Source organism: Pseudomonas sp. IPO3774, assembly GCF_013386835.1.
Classification (GTDB): Bacteria; Pseudomonadota; Gammaproteobacteria; order Pseudomonadales; family Pseudomonadaceae; genus Aquipseudomonas.
This window is the reverse complement of record NZ_JACAQY010000008.1, coordinates 97237-121755: the sequence shown is the minus strand read 5'-3', so window position 1 is coordinate 121755 and position 24519 is coordinate 97237. Positions and strand designations below refer to the sequence as shown.

Here is a 24519-nt window from a genome sequence, read left to right as displayed (position 1 = left end):
CAAGCTCCCTCGCCACAAAAAGCTCCCGGGCCAAAGGGAACAGCGCGTTGATCCTCACCACTAACTGCGCGCCCTCTTGCTGATCTTCCCGCAACCCCAATGACCTACTCATCACCCATCTCCTTGCGCTTGCCCACCCCATACCAATCCAGCTTGCGGGTCAGCACCATCACCGTGCCCAGCAACCCGAACAGCAGCAACGAGCCCATCAACAACGCGTAATCCTCGGCACTCAGCAACCCGTACAGCAAGCCATACAACGCCGCCAACCCTGCTGAAAACCCCAGGCCATGGGCGACACTGCGCAGCACATGGCAGACGTAAAACCCGATCAGCAACACACAGGCCGCCGCCGATATCAGGTACGCCGGGCCAAACCCGATGTGCTCGGACAATGACAACAACAGCAAATAGAAAAACGCCAGGGCAACCCCCACCAACGCGTACTGGATCGGGTGCACCGCCAGGCTCTTGAGCACCTCGAACAGGAAGAAACCGGCAAACGTCAGGGCAATGAACAGCAGCGCATATTTGATCGCCCGATCGCTCTTGAGGTACTGGTCCACCGGGTCGATAAAGCTCACGCCGAAGCTGCGGCTGTTGAAGTCGTCACAGCCGCGCTCGGCCAGGCAGCCGCGCAGTGCTTCTTCCAGGTTGGTGGAGAAGAATGTGGTCTGCCAATTGGCGCTGAAGCCTTGGGCGGTGACCTCGCGCTGTGTCGGCAGGAAGTTGCCGATAAAGCTGGGGTGCGGCCAGTTGGACGCCAGCTTGACCTGGCTGGTCTTGCCCACCGGCACCACTTGCAGCTGCTCGGTGCCTTGCAGGCGCAGGTCAAAGGCGAAGTCAAAAGGCGCCGGCTTCTTGCTGTCCTGCTCGGGCAGCACCACGTGCACACCCTCCCCCAGCCAAGCCACTTGAGTGCCCGGGGAAAACGCCAGTTGCTGGCTGCCCAGCTCCAGCTTCAACGCATTTTCGATGCCGCGAATGTCGCTGATACCCACTGCCAGATACGCCGGGTCAAAGCGGTAATCGGCAAAGTTTTCCGTGATGCCCCACTGCTCCGGCAACACAAACCGCCCACTGATACGGCTGTCGGCGTGGAACAACCGCGCCTGGTAGATGCCCCGGGCGCGCACTTCGGTTTGCACCTGCCCGTTGAGGGCAAATTGCTCCGGCAGGAAATACAGATGACCACGCACCTCGCGGGTTTCTTCGTAGCGTTCGTTGAGCTTTTCATTGAGCTTCCACTCCCGGACGGTCTTGCGATAAGGCACCACCAGCACCGGGCCATTGAGGCGCTGGCTGTAGCTGGAACTGCGGGCGATATCCTGCAAGACGTCGTCGCGCAGTTGCTGACGGTCGGTAATCACCCCGTGGATCATCAGCAACGGAATCAACAACAGCACGATCAGCAGCGCGATGGCGCCCAATTTGAAAAGCAGATTGCGGTTCATGAAGCTCTCCCTGTTTTGATGAGGGAGAGTCTGGCGGGCGCTTAAGGGGGATTTATGAAGGGAATGTGGAGACTGTGTGGAGATGCAGTTTTACCTGCACGCCGCCGGGCACGTTGCCGATCTGCAGTGAGCCGCCGTGCAGCTTCATCACCTCTTCGACAAAATTCAGCCCAAGGCCGGTGCTCTTGCGCCCGCTGGCCGGGCGCGGCAGGGAATAGAAGCGCTCGCTCAGGCGCGGCAACGCGTACTCGGGAATGGCGTCGGCCTGGTTGAACAGGGTGAATTCGATCCCGTCATCCAAGGCCTTGGCGCTGAACCGCAATGTGCCACCGGGCGGTGTGAAATCCAGTGCGTTTTCCAGCAGGTTACCCAGTGCCTGGCGCAGCAGGAACGGCTCGCCGTACACCTGCAGATCCGCGTCAATCGCCTGCTCGACCTGCAACCCGGCGCCTTCAATGCGCGCACATTGAGCCCTGAGCACTTCGTCCACCAGCGCCGCCAACGACAGGCTGGCCTGGTCCTCAAGGCCCTGGCGCTGCTCCACCTGCGCCAGGTTCAGCAGGCGTTCGATCAACTGCTGCAAGCGCGCACTTTCGCTGTCGATATTGCTCACGAAACGCTGCTGCTGGTCACGGGACATGTCGCCCTGCAACAGCTCCGCCGCACCACGAATCGCCGCCAGCGGGCTTTTCAATTCGTGGGTCAGGGTGTGCACATAACGTTCGACGTACGCCTTGCCTTCCAGCTGGGTGCGCATGTGTTCCACGGCGGTGGACAACTGCTCCAGTTCACCGCCGCGATAGTGCGGCAACTCGGCACGCCGGCCTTCACTCACCGCCTGGGCATACGCCGTCAGCCGGCGCAGTGCGACACTCAACCACCACGACAACAGCGCACCAAACAGCAAGCCCAGGGCGACCAGCCCGGCGCCGTACCACAGCAGCCGGTCTTCGGTGCGGTCCACATAGGGTTGCAGTGAACTGTTGGGCTTGGCCACAGTGACCACGCCGATGATCTGCCCGCTATCGCGGATCGGCGCGCCGACGTGCATCACCGATGAGGCAGGGTCGTCCAGTTCGCTGCGGGTCGAGCGCGCACCGTATTCGCCGCGCAGGGTCAGGTACACGTCATTCCACTTCGAGTAATCCTCGCCTACGGCCTCGCCGCTGGAGTCCAGCAGCACAATGCCCTTGGCGTCGGTGACGTAGATGCGGTGGTTGACCTGGTTTTTCGGCAGGCCCCAGATATTCGCGCCGGGCTGACGCTCACCGTAGGCCTTGAGCAGTTCGGGCCAGTGGCTCTGGCCGAGGGTGCCGTTCTTCACATCGTCGCGCAGGATTTCCGCCAGCAGGTTGGCGGTGTCCACCAGGGTTTCTTCGGTGGACTGGCGCACGCCGGGGCGGATTTCCTTCATCACGGTGCTGAGTACGAAGTAGCCGGTCAGGCCGATAAACAATGCGTACACCAGGAAGAACCGGATCCCCAGGCGCATCAGCTGTTGCCCGGGCTGTAGCTGTAGCCAAGGCCGCGATGGGTCTGGATGGGCTCCGCCTCGGGCGCCACCGCGCGCAATTTGCTGCGCACGCTTTTGATGTGGCTGTCGATATTGCGCTCGTAGCCTGCGTCCGCCGCCACGCCCACCGCATCCAGCAGTTGCTCGCGGCTGAACACCCGCTCGGGTTGCTCCAAAAGGCTGTGCAGCAGACGGAATTCATGGCGAGTGAGGCTCAGGGGCTGGCCGCGATAACTGATCTGCATGCGCTCCAGGTCCACCTGGAACACCGCCGGAGCAGCACCGGGGCCCACGCGCTTGAGAATGGCCCGTACCCGCGCTGCCACTTCCCGCGGGCTGAACGGCTTGACTACGTAGTCGTCAGCGCCGATCTCAAGACCCACCACGCGGTCGATCTCACCGTCCCGGGCGCTGAGGAACATCACCGGCACTTCGCTGAAACGCCGCAGTTGCTTGCAGGTTTCGAAGCCGGTGATGTCCGGCAGGCCGATGTCGAGGATGACCAGGTCCGCCGGGTTTTGCCGCTGATGGGCCAGCGCCGCCTGGCCGAGGCTCAACCAGGTGGTGGTGAAGCCCTCGCCTTGCAGGGCGAAAATCAGCGTGTCGGCGATAGCCGCTTCGTCTTCGACAATCAGGATATGCGCCATGGTGTTCCGTCAGCAGTCCGGTTTGTCCGCAGTGTAACGGCGGGCCGGGTTTACCGCAGCGCCGAATTCACGCAGGGCCTTGGCGCCGATCAGCAGCGGGTAGTTGAAGCTGCTGCGGTCGGTGAGGTTGACCTCGACGGTGCGCTTGACGTTGCCTAGGCACATTTCCAGGTCGATCACCGGGCGCTTGGCCACGGTGGCTTCGTCCTTGTCGTCATCTTCGTCGGCGCGGCTCTTGATTTTGCTGATGCGCGACACCTTGTGCTCGTACACCTTGTTGGTGGCGTCCTTGCCGCCGAGGCGGAAGCGTACCCAGTCGTCGCCATCACGGGTGAAGGTCTCGATGTCCCGGGCCGAAAGCGAGGCGGTCAGCGCGCCGGTGTCCATCTTGGCCTTGAAGGTCTCACCGATTTCCGGCAGTTGGATGTATTCGTAGCGACCGTAAAGGGTCGGCTCGGCGGCCATGACAGGCAAGGCCACCAGCGTTAGCAGGGCAAGGATGGATTTCACGTAGGAGGTTTCCTTGAAATAAGTGGGCCAATTCTAGACTGCAAATTCGCTGCTTAGTTAGATCACAGAGCATACCCAGCCCGCTGTGAAACATTCGTAAGCTTATTTGCGATTTGGTCTCCAGGCCCAAGCTGCTTATCATGGCGGGCCAAAAATGATTCCAAGAGTTACTTATGCGCCGCCTGCTCACCGGCTGTTTCGTCACATTGCTGCTGTTGCTCAACACCCTGGTGCTGTTCGGGCCGCTGATGGTGTTTGCCCTGCTCAAGCTGGTGGCCCCCGGTCGCTTTCGTGACTATGCCTCCTGGGCCGTCATGTGGATCGCCGAAACCTGGGCCGAGATCGACAAGCTGATCTTCGCCCTGTGCATCCCTACCCAATGGGACATTCGCGGCGGCGGCGACCTGCGGGGTGACACTTCTTACCTGGTGATCAGCAACCATCAATCCTGGGTCGACATCCCCGCACTGATCCAGGCCCTCAACCGGCGCACGCCGTTCTTCAAGTTCTTCCTGAAAAAGGAACTGATCTGGGTACCCTTCCTGGGCCTGGCCTGGTGGGCGCTGGATTACCCGTTCATGAAGCGCTACAGCAAGGCATTCCTGGCCAAACACCCGGAACTGGCAGGCCAGGACCTGAAAATCACCAAAGAGGCCTGCGAGTTGTTCAAGCGCCAGCCGGTCACCGTGGTGAATTACCTGGAAGGCACGCGGTTCACCCCGGCCAAGCGCAAACAGCAGGCTTCACCCTTCGAGCGCCTGCTCAAGCCCAAGGCGGGTGGCGTGGCGTTCGTGCTCGCGGCGTTGGGTGAACAGCTGGATGCGGTGCTCGACGTCACCGTGGTTTATCCACAGGAAAACATTCCGGGCTTCTGGGACTTGATCAGTGGTGCGGTGCCGAAGGTGATCGTGGATATCCGTACCCGAGAGCTGGATCCGGCGTTGTGGCAGGGGGACTACGAGAACGATCCGGCGTTTCGCCAGACAGTCCAGAACTGGGTCAACCAGCTCTGGATGGAGAAGGATGCGCGCATCGCCCAACTGCGCGCGGAGCGGTCTTAGCCGCCAGTGCCCCAGGCCGAAGCCAGTTTGCCCAGCACCGATTCGCTGGCGCCCTGGCCGCCCAGGTATTTCAGGATAACCGGCGCAAACTGGCCCACCATACCGCTGTCCATGCCCAGCGCACTGAACGCAGTGTTCAAGTCGTTGGTGTTTTTCACGTTACCCAACACGCCATCCAGGCCCGAGGTCTTGCTGCCGCCGCTCTGGCCGAGCATGCCGCTCAGGGCGCCGAGGCTGCCCAGGGAGTTGCTGCCGGAGAGCTTGTCCAGGCCCGGTACGCTTTTGGTCAGTTGCGAGTAATCACCGCCGCCCAATTTATTCTTGGCCAGGCCCAGCATTGCGCCGGTACCACCAACGGCCTGCTCAGGGGTCACGTTCAATTGCGAGGTCAGTGCCTGCAGCAGACCAGCGGTCTGTGAAGTGGGTGCAGCCGCTGCTGCCTTGTCGCCACCTTGTGCACCGGACACGGCATTGGCCACGTCGCCGAGGCTGAAACCTGCCGCAAATACCGGGCTGGCCGCCACGGTCAACAGGCAGGACAGGGCAAAACCGCGTGAAATCTTCATCAAGACAACCTCTGAAAGTAAGCGCAAAAAGCAGGAGTTTGACTGGGTACGCCGAAGGATTGTTCCCTCCCTGCAGATTAGTTCAGAAAACCACTGCATCCGATGCGCCTTGCGCTGCGTATATCCACCACGAGCCGCACGGAGGTAGATGGAATGAATGCCCAAGCTGGACTAACCTCAGCCTGCCCTCTTTACCGTGCGCCGTCCCATCGCCCTGTTGCAAGCGCCTGGAGAAGCCCTATTTCGACCCACGATGCAGATCAGCTACGGCAATTGCTGGCCCAGTGTTCACTGGGTAATCGCCAGGCGTTCGAAACGCTCTATCGCAGCGTTTCCCCGCGTTTGCATGGTGTTGCCTTGCGTTTCATGGGTCGCAAGGATCTGGCCGAGGAGGTGTTGCAGGAAAGCTTCGTGCGCATCTGGTACAACGCCTCACGCTATGAGGCCCATCTGTCGGCGCCCATGACCTGGATGGTCAATATCACCCGCAACCTGGCGATCGACCAGTTGCGCAAACACCGCGAACAACCCTTGAACGAAGGCCAGGAGGACGCCACGGCCGACGAAAGCCCCAGCGCCCATGAACAGCTCGACAGCGAGCGTGAAGCCCTCGCCCTGAACCGCTGCCTCGACAGCCTCGAAGGCATGCAGCGTCAATCGATCACCGTGGCTTACTTCCAGGGCTTGTCGTGCTCGGAATTGGCCGAACATCTGGCCGCGCCCCTGGGCTCGGTCAAATCCTGGATTCGCCGCGGCATGGAGCGCTTGCGCAGGTGCCTTGAATCATGAACTACCAGACCACCGCCCTGCGCCGCGCCCTGGCGGCTGACTACGCCATCGGGCTGATGCCTGCCACCGCCCGCCGGCGCTTTGAAGCGCTGCTGCGGGATGACGCGGCGCTGCGCGTCGAACTCGGGCACTGGCAGGATGCCCTCGCCAGCCTCACCGGGCCGCTGCCTGAACGGCCGGTGCCGGACCACGTATGGGAAGGGATCAAGGCGCGCATTGAGCCGCAAGTGCTGCATATGCCGGCGAAGAAACCGTTCTGGATGAACCTGCGCTTGCTGGTAGCGGCGTGCGGGGTGGTGATCGCGGTATTGGTGGGTGTGTTGTACCAGCGCGATCTTGGGGTGGAGTACAACGCCACGCTGGTGGCGGCTGATCAGCAGCCGGCGCTGAAGATCCAGGCCTACGCGGATCACCTGCAAGTGGAACCGCTGACCCTGGCGGCCGTGGAGCCGGCCCGCGCGTTGGAACTGTGGGCAATCCCGGCAGGCGGCAAACCCATCTCCCTGGGGTTGTTGCCGGTGTCGGGTAACGGCCGAATCCAGTTGAGCAAAGAACACCAGGCGCTGCTGACGGCGCCGCTGACCCTGGCAGTGAGCCTTGAGCCTGAGGGGGGCTCGCCGACCGGACAACCCACCGGGCCGGTGCTGTATCAGGGCCAATTGGCATCACTCTGATCCGAGGCTCAATACGACGGATGAGGAACCGATCGCCGTTAACCGGGTCCATTAAAGACTACAAAACATGTCAGGAAGAGCCTAATGACTGCGATCAACCCCCAAGTGATTGAGCACAAGCCTTCATTCTGGAACCGCCCACGCCTGTTAGTCGGCGCCTGTTTGGTGATAGTGGCAGGCGTCGGCGGCGCCCTCTACACCCAGGACAGCGTCAAGGCTGCCGCATTGCTGGTGAACACCACCCAGCAACCGGCCACGCAAATCGTGGCCCACAAGGATTACCTCGAAGTGCAGCCGATTGCCGCCACCGCACCGGCTCCGGACCAAAGCCTGGAGCTGTGGGCGGTTCCGGCTGACGGCACGCCAGTGTCACTGGGCCTGTTGCCGGAAGACGGCAAAGGCATTATCGGCATCAACCCTCGCCAGCAGGAGTCGATCAGCAAGCCGGTGACACTGATGGTCAGCTCGGAAACCAAGGGCGGCTCGGTGAGCAAGCAGCCGACGGGGCCAACGGTGTATCAGGGAGCGTTGGCGATTCGCTGATTCTCCCACCCAACCGCAGATGCAAAAAAGGCGACCCTGAGGTCGCCTTTTTATTTGCCCGCGATTTAAGCCGCGCTGAACAACTTGTGCGGATCAATCACAAACTTCTTCGGCACGCCCGCATCGAACTCACCGTACCCGCGTGGCGCGTCATCCAGGCTGATGACTTCCACACCGACGATGTCGGCAATGTTGATACGGTCCCACATGATCGCCTGCATCAACTGGCGGTTGTACTTCATCACTGGGGTTTGCCCGGTGTGGAAGCTGTGGGACTTGGCCCAGCCCAGGCCGAAACGAATGCTCAGGCTGCCCATTTTTGCAGCGGCATCCACGGCACCCGGGTCTTCTGTCACGTACAGGCCCGGAATACCGATTTTGCCAGCCACCCGCACCACGCCCATCAACGAGTTGAGCACGGTGGCCGGAGCCTCTGCCTTGGCCCCTTCATGACCATGGCCACGCGCTTCGAAACCCACGGCATCGACGGCGCAATCCACTTCCGGCTCGCCCAGCAACGCAGCGATCTGTTCGTGCAGCGGGGTGTCTTTCGACAGGTCGGCAATTTCAAAACCCTGGGCCTTGGCGTGGGCCAGGCGGATCGGGTTGACGTCACCGATGATCACCACCGCAGCGCCCAGCAGGCGAGCGGAGGCGGCAGCTGCCAGGCCCACAGGCCCGGCACCGGCGATGTAGACCGTGCTGCCCGGGCCAACGCCCGCAGTGACTGCACCGTGGTAGCCAGTGGGCAGGATGTCGGAGAGGCAAGTCAGGTCGCGGATTTTCTCCATGGCCTTGTCGCGGTCCGGCAGTTTCAACAGGTTGAAGTCGGCGTAAGGCACCAGCACGTATTCGGCCTGGCCACCGGTCCAGTCGCCCATGTCGACATAGCCGTAGGCGCCACCGGCACGGGCCGGGTTGACGGTCAGGCACACGCCGGTGTGCTGCTCTTTGCAGGAACGGCAACGGCCGCATGCGACGTTGAACGGCACCGACACCAGGTCGCCGATCTTCAGGTTCTCGACGTCGCTGCCCTTCTCGATCACTTCGCCGGTGATTTCGTGGCCCAAGACCAGGCCGGTCTGGGCAGTGGTGCGGCCGCGCACCATGTGTTGGTCGGAGCCGCAGATGTTGGTGGAGACCACGCGCAGGATGACGCCGTGCTCAATCTTCCTGCCACGGGGGTCCTGCATTTTGGGATAGTCGATTTTCTGTACTTCGACCTTGCCGTTGCCGAGATACACGACACCACGATTACCAGACATGCTTTCACCTCGCTGTTGTTTTTATGGAACCGCGTTGCCCAGGCAGGCAGCGCGTTTAAGTGCTCGGGTACAGATGCTGTTTTTGCGTTGTTAGTAAGGGCCTCTTCGCGAGCAAGCCCGCTCCCACAGTTGACCGAGTCCTACCTTTGAAATGCGGTCGAATGTGGGAGCGGGCTTGCTCGCGAAGGCGTCCATCAGAGCACCACTGTCCGATTGGCGTTCAAGAACACCCGCCGCTCAATGTGATACCCCACGGCCCGGGCCAGGGTCAGGCCTTCGATATCCCGTCCCTTGGCAATCAAATCTTCCGGATAGTGACTGTGGTCCACCACCTCCACGCCCTGGGCGATGATCGGGCCTTCGTCCAAATCGTTATTGATGTAATGCGCAGTAGCGCCCACCAGTTTCACCCCCTTGTTGTAAGCCTGGTGATACGGCTTGGCGCCCTTGAAACCGGGCAGCAGGGAGTGGTGGATGTTGATGGCTTTACCGTCAAGCTTGCGGCACAGCTCCGGCGACAGCACTTGCATGTAGCGCGCAAGGATCACCAGCTCGGCGCCGGACTCTTCGATCACCTGCCACACCTGGCGCTCCTGCGACGGCTTGTCGTTGGGGTCCAGGGGAAAGTGGTAATAGGGAATCTGGTGCCAGTCGGCCAGGGGCTTGAGGTCCGGGTGGTTGGAGACTACGGCGACCACGTCCATCGACAGTTGGCCGATGCGCTGGCGGTAGAGCAAATCGTTGAGGCAGTGATCGGCCTTGGAGACCATGATCACCACTTTCGGCCGGTAGTTCGGCGCGGTCAGTTCGAAGATCATGCCGAAGGCTTCGCCACGGGTGGCCAGGCCATCGCGGAAGGCTTGTTCGTCGAAACCATCGGGCTGGCGGAACTCCACGCGGATGAAGAACCGGCCCGAGAGCCGGTCATCGAAGGAGTGGTGCTCAGTGACGTAGCAGCCCTGCTCGAACAGGTAGCGAGTGACCGCGTCTACCGTGCCGAGCACGCTGGGGCAGTCGGCGGTCAAAATCCATGTATCGGGTACGCGGCTCATTATTCGTGACTCCTTGATCGTTCCCACGCTCTGCGTGGGAACGCCGCAATGGACGCTCTGCGTCCGCTCTTGGGACGCGGAGCGTCCCGGGATGCATTCCCACGCGGAGCGTGGGAACGATCAGGCCTGGACGCTTAAACCATACTCAGCCGCCGCATCCTGCAACCACAGCCACCAGTAATCCGAGAAGCTGCGACGAATCACCAGCTCCCAGGTGTCTTCAGCAGTATGGCGAATCACCAATTGCGACTTGGCAAACACCGTACCCACCGCCTTGCCCACCGGGAAGCTGTTGGGGTGCACGTCGTAGCTGGTGGATTTCATCAGCACGTCACGCACGTTCGGGCCGCTGAGTTCGAGAATCTGCTGGCCGCCGCTGACGTTGACGACCTGGATATGCAAATCACCCAGCGCCTCACGCAAACTTTGCTCGGCGGCGAATTCCTCACCGCCTGGCACTACCAGCAACCACTCATCCGGACCGAGCCATTGCAAGCTGGTCTCACCCTTGACGATGACTTGCAGGGCACCGGGCAATTCGATACCCAAGGCTTTGTGCACACCGGCGGCGAAGGCTGCGTCATGGCCATCGCCACGAATGGTCAGGTGGCCCAGCAGTTTCTTTTCACGCACGGTCACGCCGGCATTCTTGCGGCCCTTGCCTACCAGGCTGGCGAGGTCGGCATGGTGCAGCGACGACTCGGCCTTGGCTCCGGAGGTGGGGCGTTGTTGGTAAACATTGGCTGCTGTCATAAAGCACCTGTGTTGAATTTGATCGTTCCCACGCTCTGCGTGGGAATGCCGCCATGGACGCTCTGCGTCCGCTCTTGGGGCGCAGAGCGCCCCGGGATGCATTCCCACGCGGAGCGTGGGAACGATCAGGTGTCAGATGTTCTGGCGGTCGCCTTTAGGATCAAAGAACACCGAAGAAACAATCTCCGCCTCGATCACGCTGCCATCCGCCAGCGGTGCAAACACCCGCTCGCCGATGCGCTTCAAGCCGCCCTTCACCACGCCCATGGCAAACGAATAACCGAGGGAGTTGTGGGCATAACTGGAGGTGACATGGCCGACCATCTTCATCGGGATCGTCTGCTTGGTGTCGAACACCAGTTGCGCGCCTTCCGGCAGCCACACGTTCGGGTCAATCGGCTTGAGTCCGACAAGCTGCTTGCGGTCTTCACGCACACAGTCTTCGCGATTCATCCCGCGCCAGCCAATCCACGAGAACGGTTTGGTACGGCCTACACACCAGCCCATGTTCAGGTCGTCCGGGGTCATCGAGCCGTCGGTATCCTGGCCGACGATGATGAAACCCTTCTCGGCCCGCAGCACGTGCATGGTTTCGGTGCCATAAGGCGTCAGGTTGTACTTCTTGCCGGCCTCGACGATTTTCTCGAGCACGCCCATGGCGTAGTCGGCCTGCACGTTGACTTCGTACGACAGCTCACCGGTAAACGAAATCCGGAACACCCGCGCCGGCACGCCGCCAACCAGGCCTTCTTTCCAGGTCATGAACGGGAAGCCGTCCTTGTCCAGGTCGATGTCGGTGACTTCGCTCAGCAGTTTGCGGCTGTTGGGGCCGGACAAGGTCATGGTTGCCCAGTGGTCGGTGACCGAGGTGAAGTACACCTTGAGGTCCGGCCATTCGGTCTGCTGGTAGATTTCCAGCCACTGGAGTACGCGTGCTGCGCCGCCGGTGGTGGTGGTCATCAGGAAGTGGTTGTCGGCGAGGCAGGCAGTCACGCCGTCGTCGAAGACCATGCCGTCTTCCTTGCACATCAGGCCGTAGCGGGCCTTGCCCACGTCGAGCTTGGTCCAGGCGTTGCTGTAGATGCGGTTGAGGAACTCGCGGGCATCCGGGCCCTGGATGTCGATCTTGCCGAGGGTGGACGCGTCCAGCAGGCCGACGCTGTCACGCACGGCCAGGCATTCGCGCTTCACTGCGGCGTGCAGGTCTTCACCGTTGCGCGGGAAATACCATGGGCGTTTCCACTGGCCGACGTCCTCAAACTCGGCGCCGTTTTTCACGTGCCAGGCTTGCAGCGCGGTGTAGCGCACCGGCTCGAAGATGTGCCCACAGTGCCGGCCTGCTACCGCGCCGAAGGTTACCGGCGTGTAGTTGGGACGGAACATGGTAGTGCCCATCTGCGGGATGGTCACATTCAGCGAACGGGCCGCGATGGCCAGGCCGTTGACGTTGCCGAGCTTGCCCTGGTCAGTGCCGAATCCCAGTGCGGTGTAGCGCTTGACGTGCTCCACCGACTCGAAACCTTCACGGGTGGCGAGTTCGATGGCGGCTGCGGTGACGTCGTTCTGCAGGTCGACAAATTGCTTCGGCGCCCGTGCGGTAGCTTTCTCGTGAGGCACCTGGAACAGCGCCAGAGTCGGTTCCTCCAGACGGCTCAAGGCTTTGGGCAGCGTACCTTCCACCGGCGCAAACCCGGCTTCGCTGGCAGCGCGCACGCCACCTTCAAAACCGTCGGCCAGGGAATCGCCGAGGCCATAGACGCCATTGATGCCACCGACGCACACGCGTTTCTGCGGTGCTTCGCCCGGTACAAAACCGAGGATGTCTTCACGCCAGGTCGGCTTGCCGCCCAGGTGCGAGGCCAGGTGGACCACCGGGCTGTAGCCGCCGGAACTGGCGACCAGGTCGCAGTCCAGCCATTCGCCGGGGCTGGTGACTTTGTGGGCTTTCACATCAATGGCCGCAACGCGGGCGCCAGTGACGTGCTTGCTGCCACGGGCTTCGATCACGGCGCTGCCGGTGAGGATGCGAATGCCTTTGGCACGCGCCTCTTCAACCAGCGCGCCCCGTGGGTTGTGGCGGGCATCGGCTACGGCGACAACGCTGAGGCCGGCGTCGAACCAGTCCAGCGCCACGCGGTAGGCGTGATCGTTGTTGGTGGACAGCACCAGCTTCTTGCCCGGTGCCACGCCGTAGCGACGCACGTAAGTGGAGACCGCTCCCGCCAGCATGTTGCCCGGTACGTCGTTGTTGCCGTACACCAGCGGACGCTCGCACGCACCAGTGGCCAACACCACGCGCTTGGCGCGAACCCGGTGGATACGCTGACGCACCTGGCCGATCGGCGCACGGTCACCGAGGTGGTCGGTGAGGCGTTCGTGAATGGTCAGGAAGTTATGGTCGTGGTAACCGTTGACGGTGGCGCGAGGCAGCAGCACCACGTCCGGCAGGGATTTCAGTTCCGCAATAACACTGGCGACCCATTCAGCCGCCGGCTTGCCATCGAGGCTTTCGCGGGAATCCAGCAAGGAGCCGCCGAATTCTTCCTGCTCGTCCGCGATGATCACCCGGGCGCCACTGCGGGCGGCGGCCAACGCAGCCGCCAGGCCGGCAGGGCCCGCGCCCACAATCAGCACGTCGCAATGACGGTTCATGTAGTCGTAGGTGTCCGGATCGTTCTCGGTCGGCGAGCGGCCTAAACCTGCAGCCTTACGGATGTACTTCTCGTAAGTCATCCAGAACGATTGCGGGTACATGAAGGTTTTGTAGTAGAAACCCGGCGGCATCAGCTTGCCGCCGACCTTGCCGAGAATGCCCATCATGTCGTTGTTCACGCTCGGCCAGCCGTTGGTGCTGGTGGCGACCAAACCCTGGTACAGCGCCTGTTGCGTGGCGCGCACGTTGGGGATTTGCGTGGCTTCGGTGGCGCCGATCTGCAGCACCGCGTTCGGCTCTTCGGCACCGGCGGCGAAGATGCCGCGCGGGCGGGAATACTTGAAGCTGCGACCGATGATGTCGACGCCGTTGGCCAGCAGCGCAGCGGCCAATGTGTCGCCTTCAAAGCCTTTGTAGCTCTGGCCGTTGAAGGTAAAGCTCAGGGCTTTGTTACGGTCGATGCGACCACCGTTGGACAGGCGATTGATCTGGCTCATACCTTCTCTCCAGAAGCCTTGGCGGTGAATTGCGGCTTGCTGCCAATCTTGTAGGTTTCAAGAATTTCGTAGGTCACGGTGTCGCGGGTCGCGTTGAAATACTGGCGGCAACCGGCGGCGTGAATCCACAGTTCGTGGTGCAGGCCGCGCGGGTTGTCGCGGAAGAACATGTAGTCGCCCCACTCCTCGTCGGTGCAGGTGTTCGGGTCCAGTGGGCGCGGGATGTGCGCTTGGCCGGAGGCGTGGAATTCCTCTTCGGAGCGCAGTTCGCCACAGTGAGGACAGAAGATATGCAACATAGGGAATTTCTCCTGTTAGTGGGCGACGGCCGCAGCGCCGTGTTCGTCGATCAGCGCACCGTTGTGGAAACGGTCGATGGAGAAAGGAGCGGCCAACGGGTGCATTTCACCCTTGGCCAGGCTGGCGGCAAATACGTTGCCTGAGCCTGGAGTCGCTTTAAAACCACCGGTGCCCCAACCGCAGTTGAAGAACATGTTCGGGACCGGGGTCTTGGAGATGATCGGGCAGGCATCCGGCGTGGTGTCGACGATGCCGCCCCACTGGCGGTTCATGCGCACGCGGGACAGCACCGGGAACATCTCGACGATGGCCTGGATGGTGTGCTCGATCACCGGGTACGAGCCGCGCTGGCCATAGCCGTTGTAGCCGTCGATACCGGCGCCGATCACCAGGTCGCCCTTGTCGGACTGGCTGATGTAACCGTGCACGGCGTTGGACATGATCACGCTGTCGATAATCGGTTTGATCGGCTCCGACACCAGTGCTTGCAGCGGGTGGGATTCGATCGGCAGGCGGAAGCCCGCGAGCGAAGCCATGTGGCCGGAGTTACCCGCCGTCACCACGCCGACGCGCTTGGCGCCGATGAAGCCTTTGTTGGTTTCCACGCCGATGCACACACCGTTTTCCTTGCGGAAACCGATGACTTCGGTCTGCTGGATCAGGTCCACGCCCAGTGCGTCAGCGGCGCGGGCAAAGCCCCAGGCCACGGCATCGTGACGGGCCACGCCGCCGCGCCGTTGCACGGTGGCGCCCATTACCGGGTAGCGAGTGTTCTTGGAGCAGTCGAGGTACGGAATCTCATCGGCCACTTGTTTGGCGTTGAGCAGTTCGCCGTCCACACCGTTTAGGCGGTTGGCGCTGACGCGACGCTCGGAGTCACGGATATCCTGCAGGGTGTGGCACAGGTTGTAGACGCCACGCTGGGAGAACATCACGTTGTAGTTCAAATCCTGGGACAAACCTTCCCAGAGTTTCATCGCGTGTTCGTACAGGTGCGCCGACTCGTCCCACAGGTAGTTGGACCGCACGATGGTGGTGTTGCGCGCGGTGTTACCGCCGCCCAGCCAGCCTTTCTCGACCACCGCCACATTAGTGATGCCGTGTTCCTTGGCCAGGTAGTAAGCCGTCGCCAGACCATGCCCGCCGCCGCCGACGATGACCACGTCGTAGACCTTTTTCGGGGTGGGCGTGCGCCACATCTTCTGCCAGTTTTCGTGGTGGCTGAGTGAGTGCTTGAAGAGGCCGAAGCCCGAGTAGCGTTGCATAGTCATTACTCCAAAACCGCGCTCAGCGATAAACCGGGAAATCAGCGCACAGGGCGGCCACATGCTTGGCGACGTTGGCCTCCACATCGGCGTCGCCGAGGTTGTCGAGGATGTCGCAGATCCAGCCGGCCAACTCCAGGCATTGGGTCACTTTGAAGCCGCGTGTGGTCACCGCCGGCGTGCCGATACGCAGGCCCGAGGTCACGAAGGGCGACTGCGGGTCGTTGGGCACGGCGTTCTTGTTGACGGTGATGTGAGCGCGACCGAGGGCGGCGTCCGCATCTTTGCCGGTGAGGCCCTGACGGATCAGGCTGACCAGGAACAGGTGGTTATCGGTGCCGCCGGACACTACATCGTAGCCGCGTTTGATAAACACGCCGGCCATGGCCTGGGCGTTGTCGATCACTTGCTGTTGATAGGCCTTGAAACCTGGTTCCTGGGCTTCCTTGAAGCACACCGCCTTGCCGGCAATCACGTGCATCAGCGGGCCGCCCTGGGCGCCCGGGAATACCGCAGAGTTGAGTTTCTTTTCAATTTCTTCGTTGGACTTGGCCAGGATCAACCCGCCACGTGGACCGCGCAGGGTCTTGTGGGTGGTGGTGGTGACCACATCGGCGTAGGGCAGCGGGTTCGGGTACAGACCGGCGGCCACCAGGCCGGCGACGTGGGCCATGTCGACGAACAGCAGCGCACCGACCTTGTCGGCGATCTGGCGAAAGCGCGGGAAATCCAGGGTCTTGGAGTAGGCGGAAAAACCCGCCACGATCATCTTCGGCTTGTGCTCCACGGCCAGGCGCTCGACCTCGTCGTAGTCGATCAGCCCGGTGTTGGTGTCGATGCCGTATTGCACCGCGTTGTACAGCTTGCCCGAGGACGACACTTTGGCGCCGTGGGTCAGGTGGCCGCCGTGGGCCAGGCTCATGCCGAGGATGGTGTCGCCGGCGTTCAACAGCGCCAGGTACACCGCACTGTTGGCGGACGAACCGGAGTGCGGCTGCACGTTGGCATAGTCGGCGCCGAACAGCTGCTTGGCACGCTCGATGGCGAGCACTTCGACCTTGTCCACGTGCTCGCAGCCGCCGTAGTAACGCTTGCCCGGGTATCCTTCGGCGTACTTGTTGGTGAGGCCGCTGCCCTGGGCTTCCATGACACGCTTGCTGGTGTAGTTCTCTGACGCGATCAGCTCGATATGATCTTCCTGGCGCTGCTCCTCGGCATTCATGGCCGCCAGCAGTGCATCGTCATAACCCTGGATCTGGTCTTGCTTGCTGAACATCGCGTCTCTCCCAGCGGCGGCGGTGCGCCAATCGTATTGTTGGGGCCGCCGCACGACGGAGGGGCCCTTTGATGCGATGGTAGGGCTGGCGCAGAGAGGTCAAATGCCTATGGACGCCACGCAAAGGTGCGTTTACGACATGGCCCCCGGCATTTGTAGGAGCGAGCTTGCTCGCGAAAAACCTGAGGGCGCCGCGCGCATCCAGACAGCCCTCGTAATCGTTGACGTTTTTCGCGAGCAAGCTCGCTCCTACAAGGGGTTAGGCGATGATCTTTCGAAGGAGTAGCAGCAGCAGGAAATGCGCCGGATAAAGCGCATACGCCCAGCGCCGCATGGCCGGTGGCGATACCTGCCCGGCATGTCGCAACAAGACCAATCCGGCCAGCGGCGCAATCAGGCATGTCGCCAATCCCAGCATCGCCACCAGCGTGCCGCTATTGAGCAGGATCTGCCATTGATTGGCAGCCAGGCACACCACACCCGGCAGCACGCTGAAGTACCACGGCCGGCGAAACACCAGCAGCATCGCCAACGGCAGCAGCACACCAAAAAACCCGAACATCAACTGAGCCGAAAACAACCCCGCCAAAACCAGCGCGATCAACGCCAATCCTCGATCAATAACCGTCTTCTGCTGCCATCCCCGGGCAACCAGCAAACCCAGCGCCAGGGTCGGCAGTACGTTCAGCGTGTCGGCGTCGTCGATGAACATCCGGTACGGCACCTCACTGATCACACTGAACAGCAGCAACCAGCCCAGATAGCGCCACTGCCCCGTCACCGGCGCGTCCTTGACCCGATGCAAATTCGCCGCGATCGCCAGGCAAAACCACGGGAACGCCAGGCGCCCCGGCACATACAGCCCGTCCAGGCTCAAACCGACATACCGCAGGTGGTCCAGCACCATACTCAGCAGCGCCAGCCACTTGAGCAGGTCCAGGGCGCCATCGCGGACGCGGCTTACAGGAACGCTTTCAGAACCGTGCATAATTCCCCAATGACTTTGCATTAACAGTGCGTGCGCCCGCCCGACAATCTTGGGTAAAGTGCGCACCAACATCGACCACAGGACTGGGCCATGACCGACAAGAGCCAACAATTCGCCAGCGACAACTATTCCGGCATCTGCCCGGAAGCCTGGGCCGCCATGGAACTCGCCAACCAGGGCCATCAACGCGCCTATGGCGATGATGAATGGACCCACCGCGCCGCCGACGGTTTCCGCAAACTGTTCGAAACCGACTGCGAAGTGTTCTTCGCCTTCAACGGTACCGCAGCCAACTCCCTGGCGCTGTCCTCCTTGTGCCAGAGCTACCATAGCGTGATCTGCTCGGAAACCGCCCACGTCGAAACCGACGAATGCGGCGCGCCGGAGTTTTTCTCCAACGGCTCCAAGCTGCTCACCGCCCGCACCGAAAACGGCAAGCTGACCCCGGAGTCGATCCGCGAGATCGCCCTCAAGCGCCAGGACATTCACTACCCGAAACCCCGCGTCGTGACCCTGACCCAGGCCACCGAAGTCGGCAGCGTCTACACCCCGGAAGAAATCCGCGCCATCAGCGTCACCTGCAAGGAACTGGGGTTGAACCTGCACATGGACGGCGCACGCTTCTCCAACGCCTGCGCATTCCTCGGCTGCTCGCCGGCCGACCTGACCTGGAAAGCCGGGGTCGACGTGCTGTGCTTTGGTGGCACCAAGAACGGCATGGCCGTGGGTGAAGCGATCCTGTTCTTCAACCACAAGCTGGCCGAAGACTTCGACTACCGCTGCAAACAGGCCGGGCAGCTTGCCTCAAAGATGCGCTTCCTCTCCGCCCCGTGGGTGGGCCTGCTGGAAAACGACGCCTGGCTCAAACACGCCCGCCACGCCAACCACTGTGCGCAATTGCTCAGCAGCCTGGTGGCGGATATTCCGGGTGTGGAGTTGATGTTCCCGGTGCAGGCCAACGGCGTGTTCCTGCAACTGTCGGAACCGGCAATTGCCGCGCTGACGGCCAAGGGCTGGCGCTTCTACACCTTCATCGGTAAAGGCGGCGCGCGGTTCATGTGCGCGTGGGATACCGAGGAAGAGCGTGTAAGAGAATTAGCCGCAGATATTCGGGAAGTGATGAGCGCCTGAAGTAGGCATCAGCGCCTCAGATAATGGCGAAAGGCCGAGACTGTTTTTTGATATTTCTGACAGCAACAAACTCCGTTTTCATTGACTAGCCTCTTGGAACCCGGAAGGAAAAGGCCGCCTTTCGGGACTAACCGCCAGCCGAATAATCGGCCGGAAACGGAAATCCAGCAGAGGGCAATACCATGGAAGCGCAACGCTACGGAAACAACTTGCTAGGCGAAGGCACTATCAGCACCACCGTCATCGACTGGGACGAATTCAGAAAATCCGCGAAAATCGGTGACACCATCAGCGAACCGACGAGGACATTGCGGATCACTGACAAGGTCTATGAACTGACAGCATCCGGCCAGCACTTCGTCGTGCATATCTATGCCCAATAACCTCTAACTGATCGTTCCCACGCTCTGCGTGGGAACGCCTCCCCGGACGCTCCGCGTCCAGGCCACACCACGGTTCAAGGACGAATTGATGGGCAGAAGCCGCTACACCATTACCGAACCTGAAAAACCACACTTCCTGACATGCACTGTCATGGAATGGACACCGCTATTTACCCGCGACTACCTTGTCGGCCACCTATTGAGTTGCTGGCGATATCAACAAACCCACGAACATTTCAATCTCTACGGCTACGTCGTTCTCGAAAACCATCTGCACTTCGTCGCTCAAGCACCTGACCTGGGTAAATGTGTCAGCCAGTTCAAATCCTTCACCGCTCGAACCATCATTGACGACCTGCAGAAACGAGGAGCGGAGCGAGTGTTGCAGCGTTTGCGTTTCAGCAAACGGGCGCATAAAACGGACCGGATTTATCAGCTATGGCAAGAGGGGTCACACGCCGAGTTGGTGTACAGCGAAGCGGTGATGCGCCAAAAGCTTGATTACATTCACCACAACCCTGTGAAGCGTGGTTATGTGGATTTGGCCGAGCACTGGCGGTATTCCAGCGCCCGCAACTATGCAGGACAGGATGGCCTGATTGAAATTCAGCGCTGGGCCTGATCGTTCCCACGCTCTGCGTGGGAATGCAGCCCGTGACGCTCCGCGTCACACAGCGGGACGCAGAGCGTCCAAGGAGGCATTCCCACGCGGAGCGTGGGAACGATCGATTCCTGTGAAGCGGGGTTGTGTGGACTTGGCCGAGCACTGGCGGTATTCCAGCGCCCGCAACTATGCAGGACCGGACGGCCTGATCGAGATTCAGGGCTGGGCCTGATCGTTCCCACGCTCTGCGTGGGAATGCAGCCCGTGACGCTCCGCGTCACACAGCGGGACGCGGAGCGTCCAAGGAGGCATTCCGACGCGGAGCGTGGGAACGATCATTAGAACTCGATGCGCACATCACCCTTCGGCACGCTGCAGCACGACAGGATGTAACCCTCGGCTTCGTCTTCCTCGGTGATCCCGCCGTTGTGGTCCATCTCGACCTCCCCGCCCAGCTTCAGCACCTTGCACGTCCCACAGATCCCCATGCCGCAAGCTTTCGGAATCAGCAGGCCAAGCTTGGCCGCCGCTGCGTGAACAGTCTCGCCCGGTGCCACGCGGATGCTCTTGCCAGAGGCAATGAATTCCACCTGATGCAGGTCCGCCAGGTCGATCTCCGGTGCATCCGCCGCTTGTTCGGCTTGTTCCACCGCGTCGGCCCGGGCTTCCGGTGGCGTCGCGCCAAAGGATTCCTCGTGGTAGCGGCTCATGTCGAAGCCGGCGGCTTCCAGCAGGCGCTTTACCGCGTTCATGTAAGGCGTCGGGCCGCAACAGAAGACTTCCCGCTCCAGGAAGTCCGGCACCATCAGTTCGAGCATCTTGTGGTTGAGGTAACCGCGATAACCGGCCCAGGGTTCACCCAGGCCGTGTTTCTCGCAAATCAGGTGCAGGCTGAAGTTATCAATCCGCGACGCCATATGCTCCAGCTCGCGGTGGTAAATGATGTCCTTTGGCGAGCGGGCGCTGTGGATAAACGTCATGTCGACGTTGGCGTTGGTGTCGTAGAACCAGCGCGCCATGGACATCACCGGGGTAATACCGACACCACCACTGAGGTACAGCACTTTCGGGCTCGGGAAGTCGATGGCATTGAACAACCCCACCGGCCCGTGCACCGCCAGCTCCTGGCCTTCATGCAGCGTGTCATGCAACCAGTTGGACACCTTGCCGCCCGGCACGCGCTTGATGGTCACCGAAAAGCTGTAAGGCACCGACGGCGAACTGGAAATAGTGTACGAACGCATGATCGGCTGGCCGTCGATTTCCAGCTCCAGGGTGACGAACTGCCCGGGCTTGAAAAAGAACAGGATCGGCTGGTCGGCCATAAAGCAGAAGGTGCGCACGTCCCAGGTTTCCTGGATGACTTTGACGCAACGGACGATGTGCCGACCATTGGCCCAGGTCTGGGTTGTTACCGGGTTCAGGAAGCTGTTGGACATGCTGTTCTCCATAGCCGTGTGATCGGCCTTATGGTGGCGATTCTGCGTAACGAGCGAATCACCCATTTACCTATCTGCGACATTCACATACTTATCGCGACCAGCCCCCATACCACGGGGGTTGCGCGTCGGGAACAGAGTGGGCCATGTCGTTCATGGATAAGGTTCTGGCCGTTGTGGGGCCCACACTCGCTCCCAACAAAGACGCTTTCTTTACGCCTTGCTGCAAAACCTAGCCACTATTCGCCGGCCACACAGAATGGCCATGAGGACACACACGATGGACGTCACCGCAACCTTAAGCTTGGGCGATCCGCTGGAACCCGCACGCAAGGCCACTGCGCAAATGCTGCAAGAACGCGAGCGGACCTTTTCGCTGCCGCAGCCGTTTTACTCTGATGAACGGCTGTTCGATATCGACATGCAGGAAATTTTCCAGAAAGAGTGGTTGATCGCCGGCATGACCTGCGAGATCCCCGCCAAGGGCAACTACATCACCCTGCAAGTGGGCAAGAACCCGATCATCGTGATCCGTGGCGCCGATGGTGTGGTGCACGCATTCCATAACGTGTGCCGCCACCGCGGTTCGCGCTTGTGCACCAGCGACAAGGGCAAGGTCGCCAAGCTGGTGTGCCATTACCACCAGTGGACCTATGAACTGGACGGCCGCCTGCTGTTCGCCGGTACCGAAATGGGCGCCGACTTCGACATGAAGCAATACGGCCTCAAGCCGGTGAATGTGAAGACCGCCGGTGGCTACATCTTTATCAGCCTGTCGGAGAACCCGCCGGCCATCGACGACTTCCTGTCGACCTTGAGCCACTACATGGAACCCTACGACATGGAGAACACCAAGGTGGCGATCCAGACCACCTTGTTTGAAAAAGCCAACTGGAAGCTGGTGCTGGAAAACAACCGCGAGTGCTACCACTGCAACGCGTCGCACCCGGAACTGTTGAAAACCCTGCTGGAATGGGACGACGTCACCGACCCGCGGGCCGACCAGGCCTTCAAGGACCACGTGGCCGCCTCCGCCGCCGCCTGGGATGCCGAAAAGATCCCTTACGCCCACGCCAGCTTCGGCCTGCGTAACCGCATCGTGCGCATGCCGCTGCTCAAGGGCACCGTGTCGATGACCCTCGACGGCAAGCAAGGCTGCAACAAGCTGATGGGCCGCATCAAGAACCCGGACCTGGGCTCGATGCGCATCCTGCACCTGCCTCACTCGTGGAACCACTGCATGGGCGACCACATCATTGTGTTCACCGTGTGGCCGATCAGTGCCCAGGAAACCATGGTCACCACCAAGTGGATCGTGCACAAGGACGCCGTGGAGGGTGTGGACTACGACGTCGAGCGCATGCGCAAAGTGTGGGACGCCACCAATGACCAGGACCGTCGCCTGGCCGAAGAGAACCAGCGCGGCATCAACTCCACCGCATACCAGCCAGGGCCGTACTCCAAGACTTATGAGTTTGGTGTGGTCAACTTTGTGGACTGGTACAGCGAGCGGATGCTGAGCAACCTGGGGGCGGCGCCAGCGCCGTATCTGAAAGGCGTCGCCGTACACGAGTAACCGGCTGACACGCCGCCGATCAAAATGTGGGAGCCGGGCTTGCCCGGCCCCCACACTGGTTTGTGACTGTACAAAATTCATCCAACACCGTGACAGACCGCTGCCCGCCTTACTTCCAGCCATTGCCCAACAACTTATCCACAAAGCCACCCACAGCAATTGTGGGCAACTGCGCTTTCCCGTCGAAATAAAACCAAGAAAATCCGTGACTTATTCAAAGGTACCGGTTTTATCCCACATTGATCATTTTTTGACCTAAAGCCTGAAAGCCACGTCCTGCATAGGCTACAGAGGAACGCAAACACCTTATCCACAGAAGCGCCAACAGACTTTGGGGGCAACTTTGGACCATCTGTGGAAAACCGGCTTAAACCGAGGAAAATCGCGGCTTTGAGAGCAAAAACCAGCCGGAATAGCGATATTGGTTACATTTTAATCAACGCACTGTAAGCCACGCGTTATATGGCCTACAGCGGATAGCGAACATCTTATCCACAGAAGCACCAACAGACTTTGGGGGCAAGTCTGCGCCGGGTATTTTCCTTATCCACAGAAAAACCCAAGGAAAAACCGTCAGTTAGGTTGGTTATTTTTCGTACAGCGAGCTGGAGGGCTTGATTTGCATGGGGTGTGGACAGCCGCGAACAGGTTATCCACAGGTGGGTTAACAGGGATTGTGGGTAAAGCCACAATCGCCGCAAAACAGTGTGGGAGCGGGCTTGCTCGCGAAAGCGGCGGATCAGTCGGTACATGAGTTACCTGACACACCGCCTTCGCGAGCAAGCCCGCTCCCACAGTGGATCAGCGCACTACACCTTCTTCTATAAGCAATTTAAGAATGGCTTCAGCGCCCGCTTCCGGGCTCACGCCTTTGAGCACCTGCCCACCGCCGCCGCTGGCCTTGGCCGTTGCAGCCTTCATCCGGTCGGCACCGCTTTTGGCCTTGATCACCTTGAGGCGCTTGGGCCGAGGCTTGGCCGGCTGCAATACAGCGCCTGTGAATAACTCATCCTCCAACACCTCGACGTCATGGGCCGTCAGCTCACCGCGTTGCGCCGGGCCGTAGGCGCTTTGCCGTGGCTTGGGCGCCGCGTTATCCACCGTGGCCATAAACGGCAGGCGCACCTTCAGCCGCCGCCGTTGGCCGCGAGGCAAGGCCTGCAGCACATGGGCCACGCCGCCTTCGATGGATTCCACCTGGGCCAGGCCGACAATCAACGGCCAACCCAGTTGCTCGGCCAGCAGGAACGGCAACATGCCCGAGCCTTCGCCGGTTTCCGCCTGGCTGCCGGTGAGCACCACCTGGGCGCCCGCGTCCCGCAGATAGTCGCCGAGCACCGGCAAGGCGTCTGCCCCGGCCGGTTGTTCAAGCACGTGCAACTGCGGCAAGCCCATGCCCAGGTAAGCGCGCAGGGTGGGTTCGCCGATGTCGCCGGCGTGCAGCACTTGCAGGTTATCCCCAGCCAGTTGCAGGCCCAGTTCCACAGCGCGCGCATCTTGCTCGGCGCGGCGTGGGCGGCCTGAAGTCGGGTGGGCGCCGATGGACACCAGGCTGATTACATTCGTCGTCATGGCCATTT

The 24519-nt window shown here is 61.1% G+C and carries 23 protein-coding genes and 1 pseudogene; 8 read left to right on the top strand and 16 right to left on the bottom strand.

Features of this window, described 5'->3' with window-relative positions:
- Window positions 1-104: 104 nt before the first annotated feature.
- Genes creD through HYE77_RS04145 form a run of 4 tightly spaced genes read right to left on the bottom strand, consistent with a single transcriptional unit; the run spans window position 105 to window position 4124 of the window.
- Window positions 105-1454: a cell envelope integrity protein CreD gene (gene creD, locus HYE77_RS04160; RefSeq protein ID WP_177068444.1), complete on the bottom strand. Its 1350-nt coding sequence runs from the start codon at window positions 1452-1454 to the stop codon at window positions 105-107.
- A gap of 52 nt (window positions 1455-1506) precedes the next feature.
- A complete protein-coding gene (gene creC, locus HYE77_RS04155) occupies window positions 1507-2946 on the bottom strand; it encodes a two-component system sensor histidine kinase CreC (RefSeq protein ID WP_003209209.1) in 1440 nt (479 codons plus the stop codon).
- The gene (gene creB, locus HYE77_RS04150) at window positions 2946-3614 is read right to left on the bottom strand and encodes a two-component system response regulator CreB (RefSeq protein WP_102370058.1); all 669 of its coding nucleotides are present in this window, start codon (window positions 3612-3614) and stop codon (window positions 2946-2948) included. Before creB ends, creC begins: the two co-directional genes overlap by 1 nt.
- Window positions 3615-3623: 9 nt before the next feature.
- Complete coding sequence (locus HYE77_RS04145; RefSeq protein ID WP_003209205.1) at window positions 3624-4124, bottom strand: ATP-dependent zinc protease; 501 nt, start codon at window positions 4122-4124, stop codon at window positions 3624-3626.
- Window positions 4125-4297: 173 nt separating this feature from the next.
- Between HYE77_RS04145 and HYE77_RS04140 the strand changes: the two genes are divergently transcribed.
- Window positions 4298-5185 (top strand): acyltransferase, encoded by an 888-nt coding sequence (locus tag HYE77_RS04140; protein WP_102370059.1) that lies wholly within the window; start codon window positions 4298-4300, stop codon window positions 5183-5185.
- Here the strand turns inward: HYE77_RS04140 and HYE77_RS04135 are convergent.
- Window positions 5182-5751, bottom strand: coding sequence for a DUF2780 domain-containing protein (locus HYE77_RS04135; RefSeq protein WP_003209203.1), 570 nt, complete (start codon window positions 5749-5751; stop codon window positions 5182-5184). The two genes, HYE77_RS04140 and HYE77_RS04135, sit on opposite strands and share 4 nt — an antisense overlap.
- A 153-nt stretch (window positions 5752-5904) precedes the next feature.
- Between HYE77_RS04135 and HYE77_RS04130 the strand changes: the two genes are divergently transcribed.
- The 3 genes from HYE77_RS04130 to HYE77_RS04120 all read left to right on the top strand — a co-directional run bounded on the left by HYE77_RS04130 (window position 5905) and on the right by HYE77_RS04120 (window position 7757).
- Complete coding sequence (locus HYE77_RS04130; RefSeq protein WP_173882993.1) at window positions 5905-6540, top strand: sigma-70 family RNA polymerase sigma factor; 636 nt, start codon at window positions 5905-5907, stop codon at window positions 6538-6540.
- A complete protein-coding gene (locus tag HYE77_RS04125) occupies window positions 6537-7214 on the top strand; it encodes an anti-sigma factor domain-containing protein (protein ID WP_003209197.1) in 678 nt (225 codons plus the stop codon). Before HYE77_RS04130 ends, HYE77_RS04125 begins: the two co-directional genes overlap by 4 nt.
- An 84-nt stretch (window positions 7215-7298) precedes the next feature.
- Window positions 7299-7757, top strand: a complete 459-nt coding sequence (locus tag HYE77_RS04120) for an anti-sigma factor domain-containing protein (protein ID WP_177068443.1) — start codon at window positions 7299-7301, stop codon at window positions 7755-7757.
- 65 nt (window positions 7758-7822) lie between these two features.
- Here HYE77_RS04120 and fdhA read toward each other — a convergent pair whose 3' ends face one another.
- The 9 genes and pseudogenes from fdhA to HYE77_RS04080 form a co-directional block, all read right to left on the bottom strand.
- Window positions 7823-9022, bottom strand: coding sequence for a formaldehyde dehydrogenase, glutathione-independent (fdhA, locus tag HYE77_RS04115; protein WP_003209194.1), 1200 nt, complete (start codon window positions 9020-9022; stop codon window positions 7823-7825).
- Window positions 9023-9216: 194 nt separating this feature from the next.
- Window positions 9217-10074, bottom strand: coding sequence for a formyltetrahydrofolate deformylase (gene purU / locus HYE77_RS04110; protein ID WP_003209192.1), 858 nt, complete (start codon window positions 10072-10074; stop codon window positions 9217-9219).
- Window positions 10075-10194: 120 nt separating this feature from the next.
- Window positions 10195-10827 carry a sarcosine oxidase subunit gamma gene (locus HYE77_RS04105; RefSeq protein WP_008434339.1) on the bottom strand — a complete coding sequence of 211 codons (633 nt, stop codon included), beginning with the start codon at window positions 10825-10827 and terminating at the stop codon, window positions 10195-10197.
- 132 nt (window positions 10828-10959) lie between these two features.
- A complete protein-coding gene (locus tag HYE77_RS04100; protein WP_177068442.1) occupies window positions 10960-13977 on the bottom strand; it encodes a sarcosine oxidase subunit alpha in 3018 nt (1005 codons plus the stop codon).
- A complete protein-coding gene (locus HYE77_RS04095; protein WP_093204269.1) occupies window positions 13974-14276 on the bottom strand; it encodes a sarcosine oxidase subunit delta in 303 nt (100 codons plus the stop codon). The genes HYE77_RS04100 and HYE77_RS04095 overlap by 4 nt, the downstream gene beginning before the upstream one ends.
- 15 nt (window positions 14277-14291) lie before the next feature.
- Window positions 14292-15542: a sarcosine oxidase subunit beta gene (locus HYE77_RS04090; protein ID WP_003209185.1), complete on the bottom strand. Its 1251-nt coding sequence runs from the start codon at window positions 15540-15542 to the stop codon at window positions 14292-14294.
- 22 nt (window positions 15543-15564) lie between these two features.
- Entirely contained in the window at window positions 15565-16818 is a 1254-nt protein-coding gene (gene glyA, locus HYE77_RS04085; RefSeq protein ID WP_008434333.1) for a serine hydroxymethyltransferase, read from the bottom strand.
- Window positions 16819-16972: 154 nt separating this feature from the next.
- Window positions 16973-17059: pseudogene (locus HYE77_RS32525) on the bottom strand (outer membrane lipoprotein carrier protein LolA); the annotation flags it as partial.
- Window positions 17060-17077: 18 nt separating this feature from the next.
- Complete coding sequence (locus tag HYE77_RS04080; protein WP_177068441.1) at window positions 17078-17806, bottom strand: TraX family protein; 729 nt, start codon at window positions 17804-17806, stop codon at window positions 17078-17080.
- A gap of 90 nt (window positions 17807-17896) precedes the next feature.
- Between HYE77_RS04080 and HYE77_RS04075 the strand changes: the two genes are divergently transcribed.
- From HYE77_RS04075 to HYE77_RS04065, 3 genes are all read left to right on the top strand, one after another.
- Entirely contained in the window at window positions 17897-18937 is a 1041-nt protein-coding gene (locus HYE77_RS04075; RefSeq protein WP_010167499.1) for a low specificity L-threonine aldolase, read from the top strand.
- Window positions 18938-19119: 182 nt separating this feature from the next.
- On the top strand, window positions 19120-19320 hold the full coding sequence (locus tag HYE77_RS04070) for a hypothetical protein (RefSeq protein WP_003209176.1): 201 nt from the start codon (window positions 19120-19122) through the stop codon (window positions 19318-19320).
- Window positions 19321-19408: 88 nt separating this feature from the next.
- Entirely contained in the window at window positions 19409-19942 is a 534-nt protein-coding gene (locus HYE77_RS04065; protein ID WP_008434329.1) for a hypothetical protein, read from the top strand.
- Window positions 19943-20262: 320 nt separating this feature from the next.
- On the opposite strand, the gene gbcB is transcribed toward HYE77_RS04065, so the two are convergent.
- Window positions 20263-21363: a glycine-betaine demethylase subunit GbcB gene (gene gbcB, locus HYE77_RS04060; RefSeq protein ID WP_008430657.1), complete on the bottom strand. Its 1101-nt coding sequence runs from the start codon at window positions 21361-21363 to the stop codon at window positions 20263-20265.
- Between the two features lie 280 nt (window positions 21364-21643).
- On the opposite strand from gbcB, the gene gbcA reads away from it, so the two are divergent.
- Window positions 21644-22939 (top strand): glycine-betaine demethylase subunit GbcA, encoded by a 1296-nt coding sequence (gbcA, locus tag HYE77_RS04055; protein ID WP_003216945.1) that lies wholly within the window; start codon window positions 21644-21646, stop codon window positions 22937-22939.
- Window positions 22940-23740: 801 nt separating this feature from the next.
- Here gbcA and HYE77_RS04050 read toward each other — a convergent pair.
- Window positions 23741-24511 (bottom strand): electron transfer flavoprotein subunit beta, encoded by a 771-nt coding sequence (locus tag HYE77_RS04050; protein ID WP_102370063.1) that lies wholly within the window; start codon window positions 24509-24511, stop codon window positions 23741-23743.
- Window positions 24512-24519: the final 8 nt, after the last annotated feature.

What these genes read in the sequence shown, in the direction of transcription:
- HYE77_RS04130 (WP_173882993.1), top strand. Translation starts at nt 5,905, where the DNA reads ATGAATGCCCAAGCTGGACTAACCTCAGCCTGCCCTCTTTACCGTGCG.
- HYE77_RS04095 (WP_093204269.1), bottom strand. Translation starts at nt 14,276, where the DNA reads ATGTTGCATATCTTCTGTCCTCACTGTGGCGAACTGCGCTCCGAAGAG.
- HYE77_RS04120 (WP_177068443.1), top strand. Translation starts at nt 7,299, where the DNA reads ATGACTGCGATCAACCCCCAAGTGATTGAGCACAAGCCTTCATTCTGG.
- HYE77_RS04135 (WP_003209203.1), bottom strand. Translation starts at nt 5,751, where the DNA reads ATGAAGATTTCACGCGGTTTTGCCCTGTCCTGCCTGTTGACCGTGGCG.
- HYE77_RS04080 (WP_177068441.1), bottom strand. Translation starts at nt 17,806, where the DNA reads ATGCACGGTTCTGAAAGCGTTCCTGTAAGCCGCGTCCGCGATGGCGCC.
- HYE77_RS04140 (WP_102370059.1), top strand. Translation starts at nt 4,298, where the DNA reads ATGCGCCGCCTGCTCACCGGCTGTTTCGTCACATTGCTGCTGTTGCTC.
- creB (WP_102370058.1), bottom strand. Translation starts at nt 3,614, where the DNA reads ATGGCGCATATCCTGATTGTCGAAGACGAAGCGGCTATCGCCGACACG.
- fdhA (WP_003209194.1), bottom strand. Translation starts at nt 9,022, where the DNA reads ATGTCTGGTAATCGTGGTGTCGTGTATCTCGGCAACGGCAAGGTCGAA.
- HYE77_RS04105 (WP_008434339.1), bottom strand. Translation starts at nt 10,827, where the DNA reads ATGACAGCAGCCAATGTTTACCAACAACGCCCCACCTCCGGAGCCAAG.
- HYE77_RS04050 (WP_102370063.1), bottom strand. Translation starts at nt 24,511, where the DNA reads ATGACGACGAATGTAATCAGCCTGGTGTCCATCGGCGCCCACCCGACT.
- HYE77_RS04125 (WP_003209197.1), top strand. Translation starts at nt 6,537, where the DNA reads ATGAACTACCAGACCACCGCCCTGCGCCGCGCCCTGGCGGCTGACTAC.
- gbcA (WP_003216945.1), top strand. Translation starts at nt 21,644, where the DNA reads ATGGACGTCACCGCAACCTTAAGCTTGGGCGATCCGCTGGAACCCGCA.
- HYE77_RS04065 (WP_008434329.1), top strand. Translation starts at nt 19,409, where the DNA reads ATGGGCAGAAGCCGCTACACCATTACCGAACCTGAAAAACCACACTTC.
- HYE77_RS04075 (WP_010167499.1), top strand. Translation starts at nt 17,897, where the DNA reads ATGACCGACAAGAGCCAACAATTCGCCAGCGACAACTATTCCGGCATC.
- creD (WP_177068444.1), bottom strand. Translation starts at nt 1,454, where the DNA reads ATGAACCGCAATCTGCTTTTCAAATTGGGCGCCATCGCGCTGCTGATC.
- creC (WP_003209209.1), bottom strand. Translation starts at nt 2,946, where the DNA reads ATGCGCCTGGGGATCCGGTTCTTCCTGGTGTACGCATTGTTTATCGGC.
- glyA (WP_008434333.1), bottom strand. Translation starts at nt 16,818, where the DNA reads ATGTTCAGCAAGCAAGACCAGATCCAGGGTTATGACGATGCACTGCTG.
- HYE77_RS04090 (WP_003209185.1), bottom strand. Translation starts at nt 15,542, where the DNA reads ATGCAACGCTACTCGGGCTTCGGCCTCTTCAAGCACTCACTCAGCCAC.
- HYE77_RS04100 (WP_177068442.1), bottom strand. Translation starts at nt 13,977, where the DNA reads ATGAGCCAGATCAATCGCCTGTCCAACGGTGGTCGCATCGACCGTAAC.
- HYE77_RS04070 (WP_003209176.1), top strand. Translation starts at nt 19,120, where the DNA reads ATGGAAGCGCAACGCTACGGAAACAACTTGCTAGGCGAAGGCACTATC.
- gbcB (WP_008430657.1), bottom strand. Translation starts at nt 21,363, where the DNA reads ATGTCCAACAGCTTCCTGAACCCGGTAACAACCCAGACCTGGGCCAAT.
- purU (WP_003209192.1), bottom strand. Translation starts at nt 10,074, where the DNA reads ATGAGCCGCGTACCCGATACATGGATTTTGACCGCCGACTGCCCCAGC.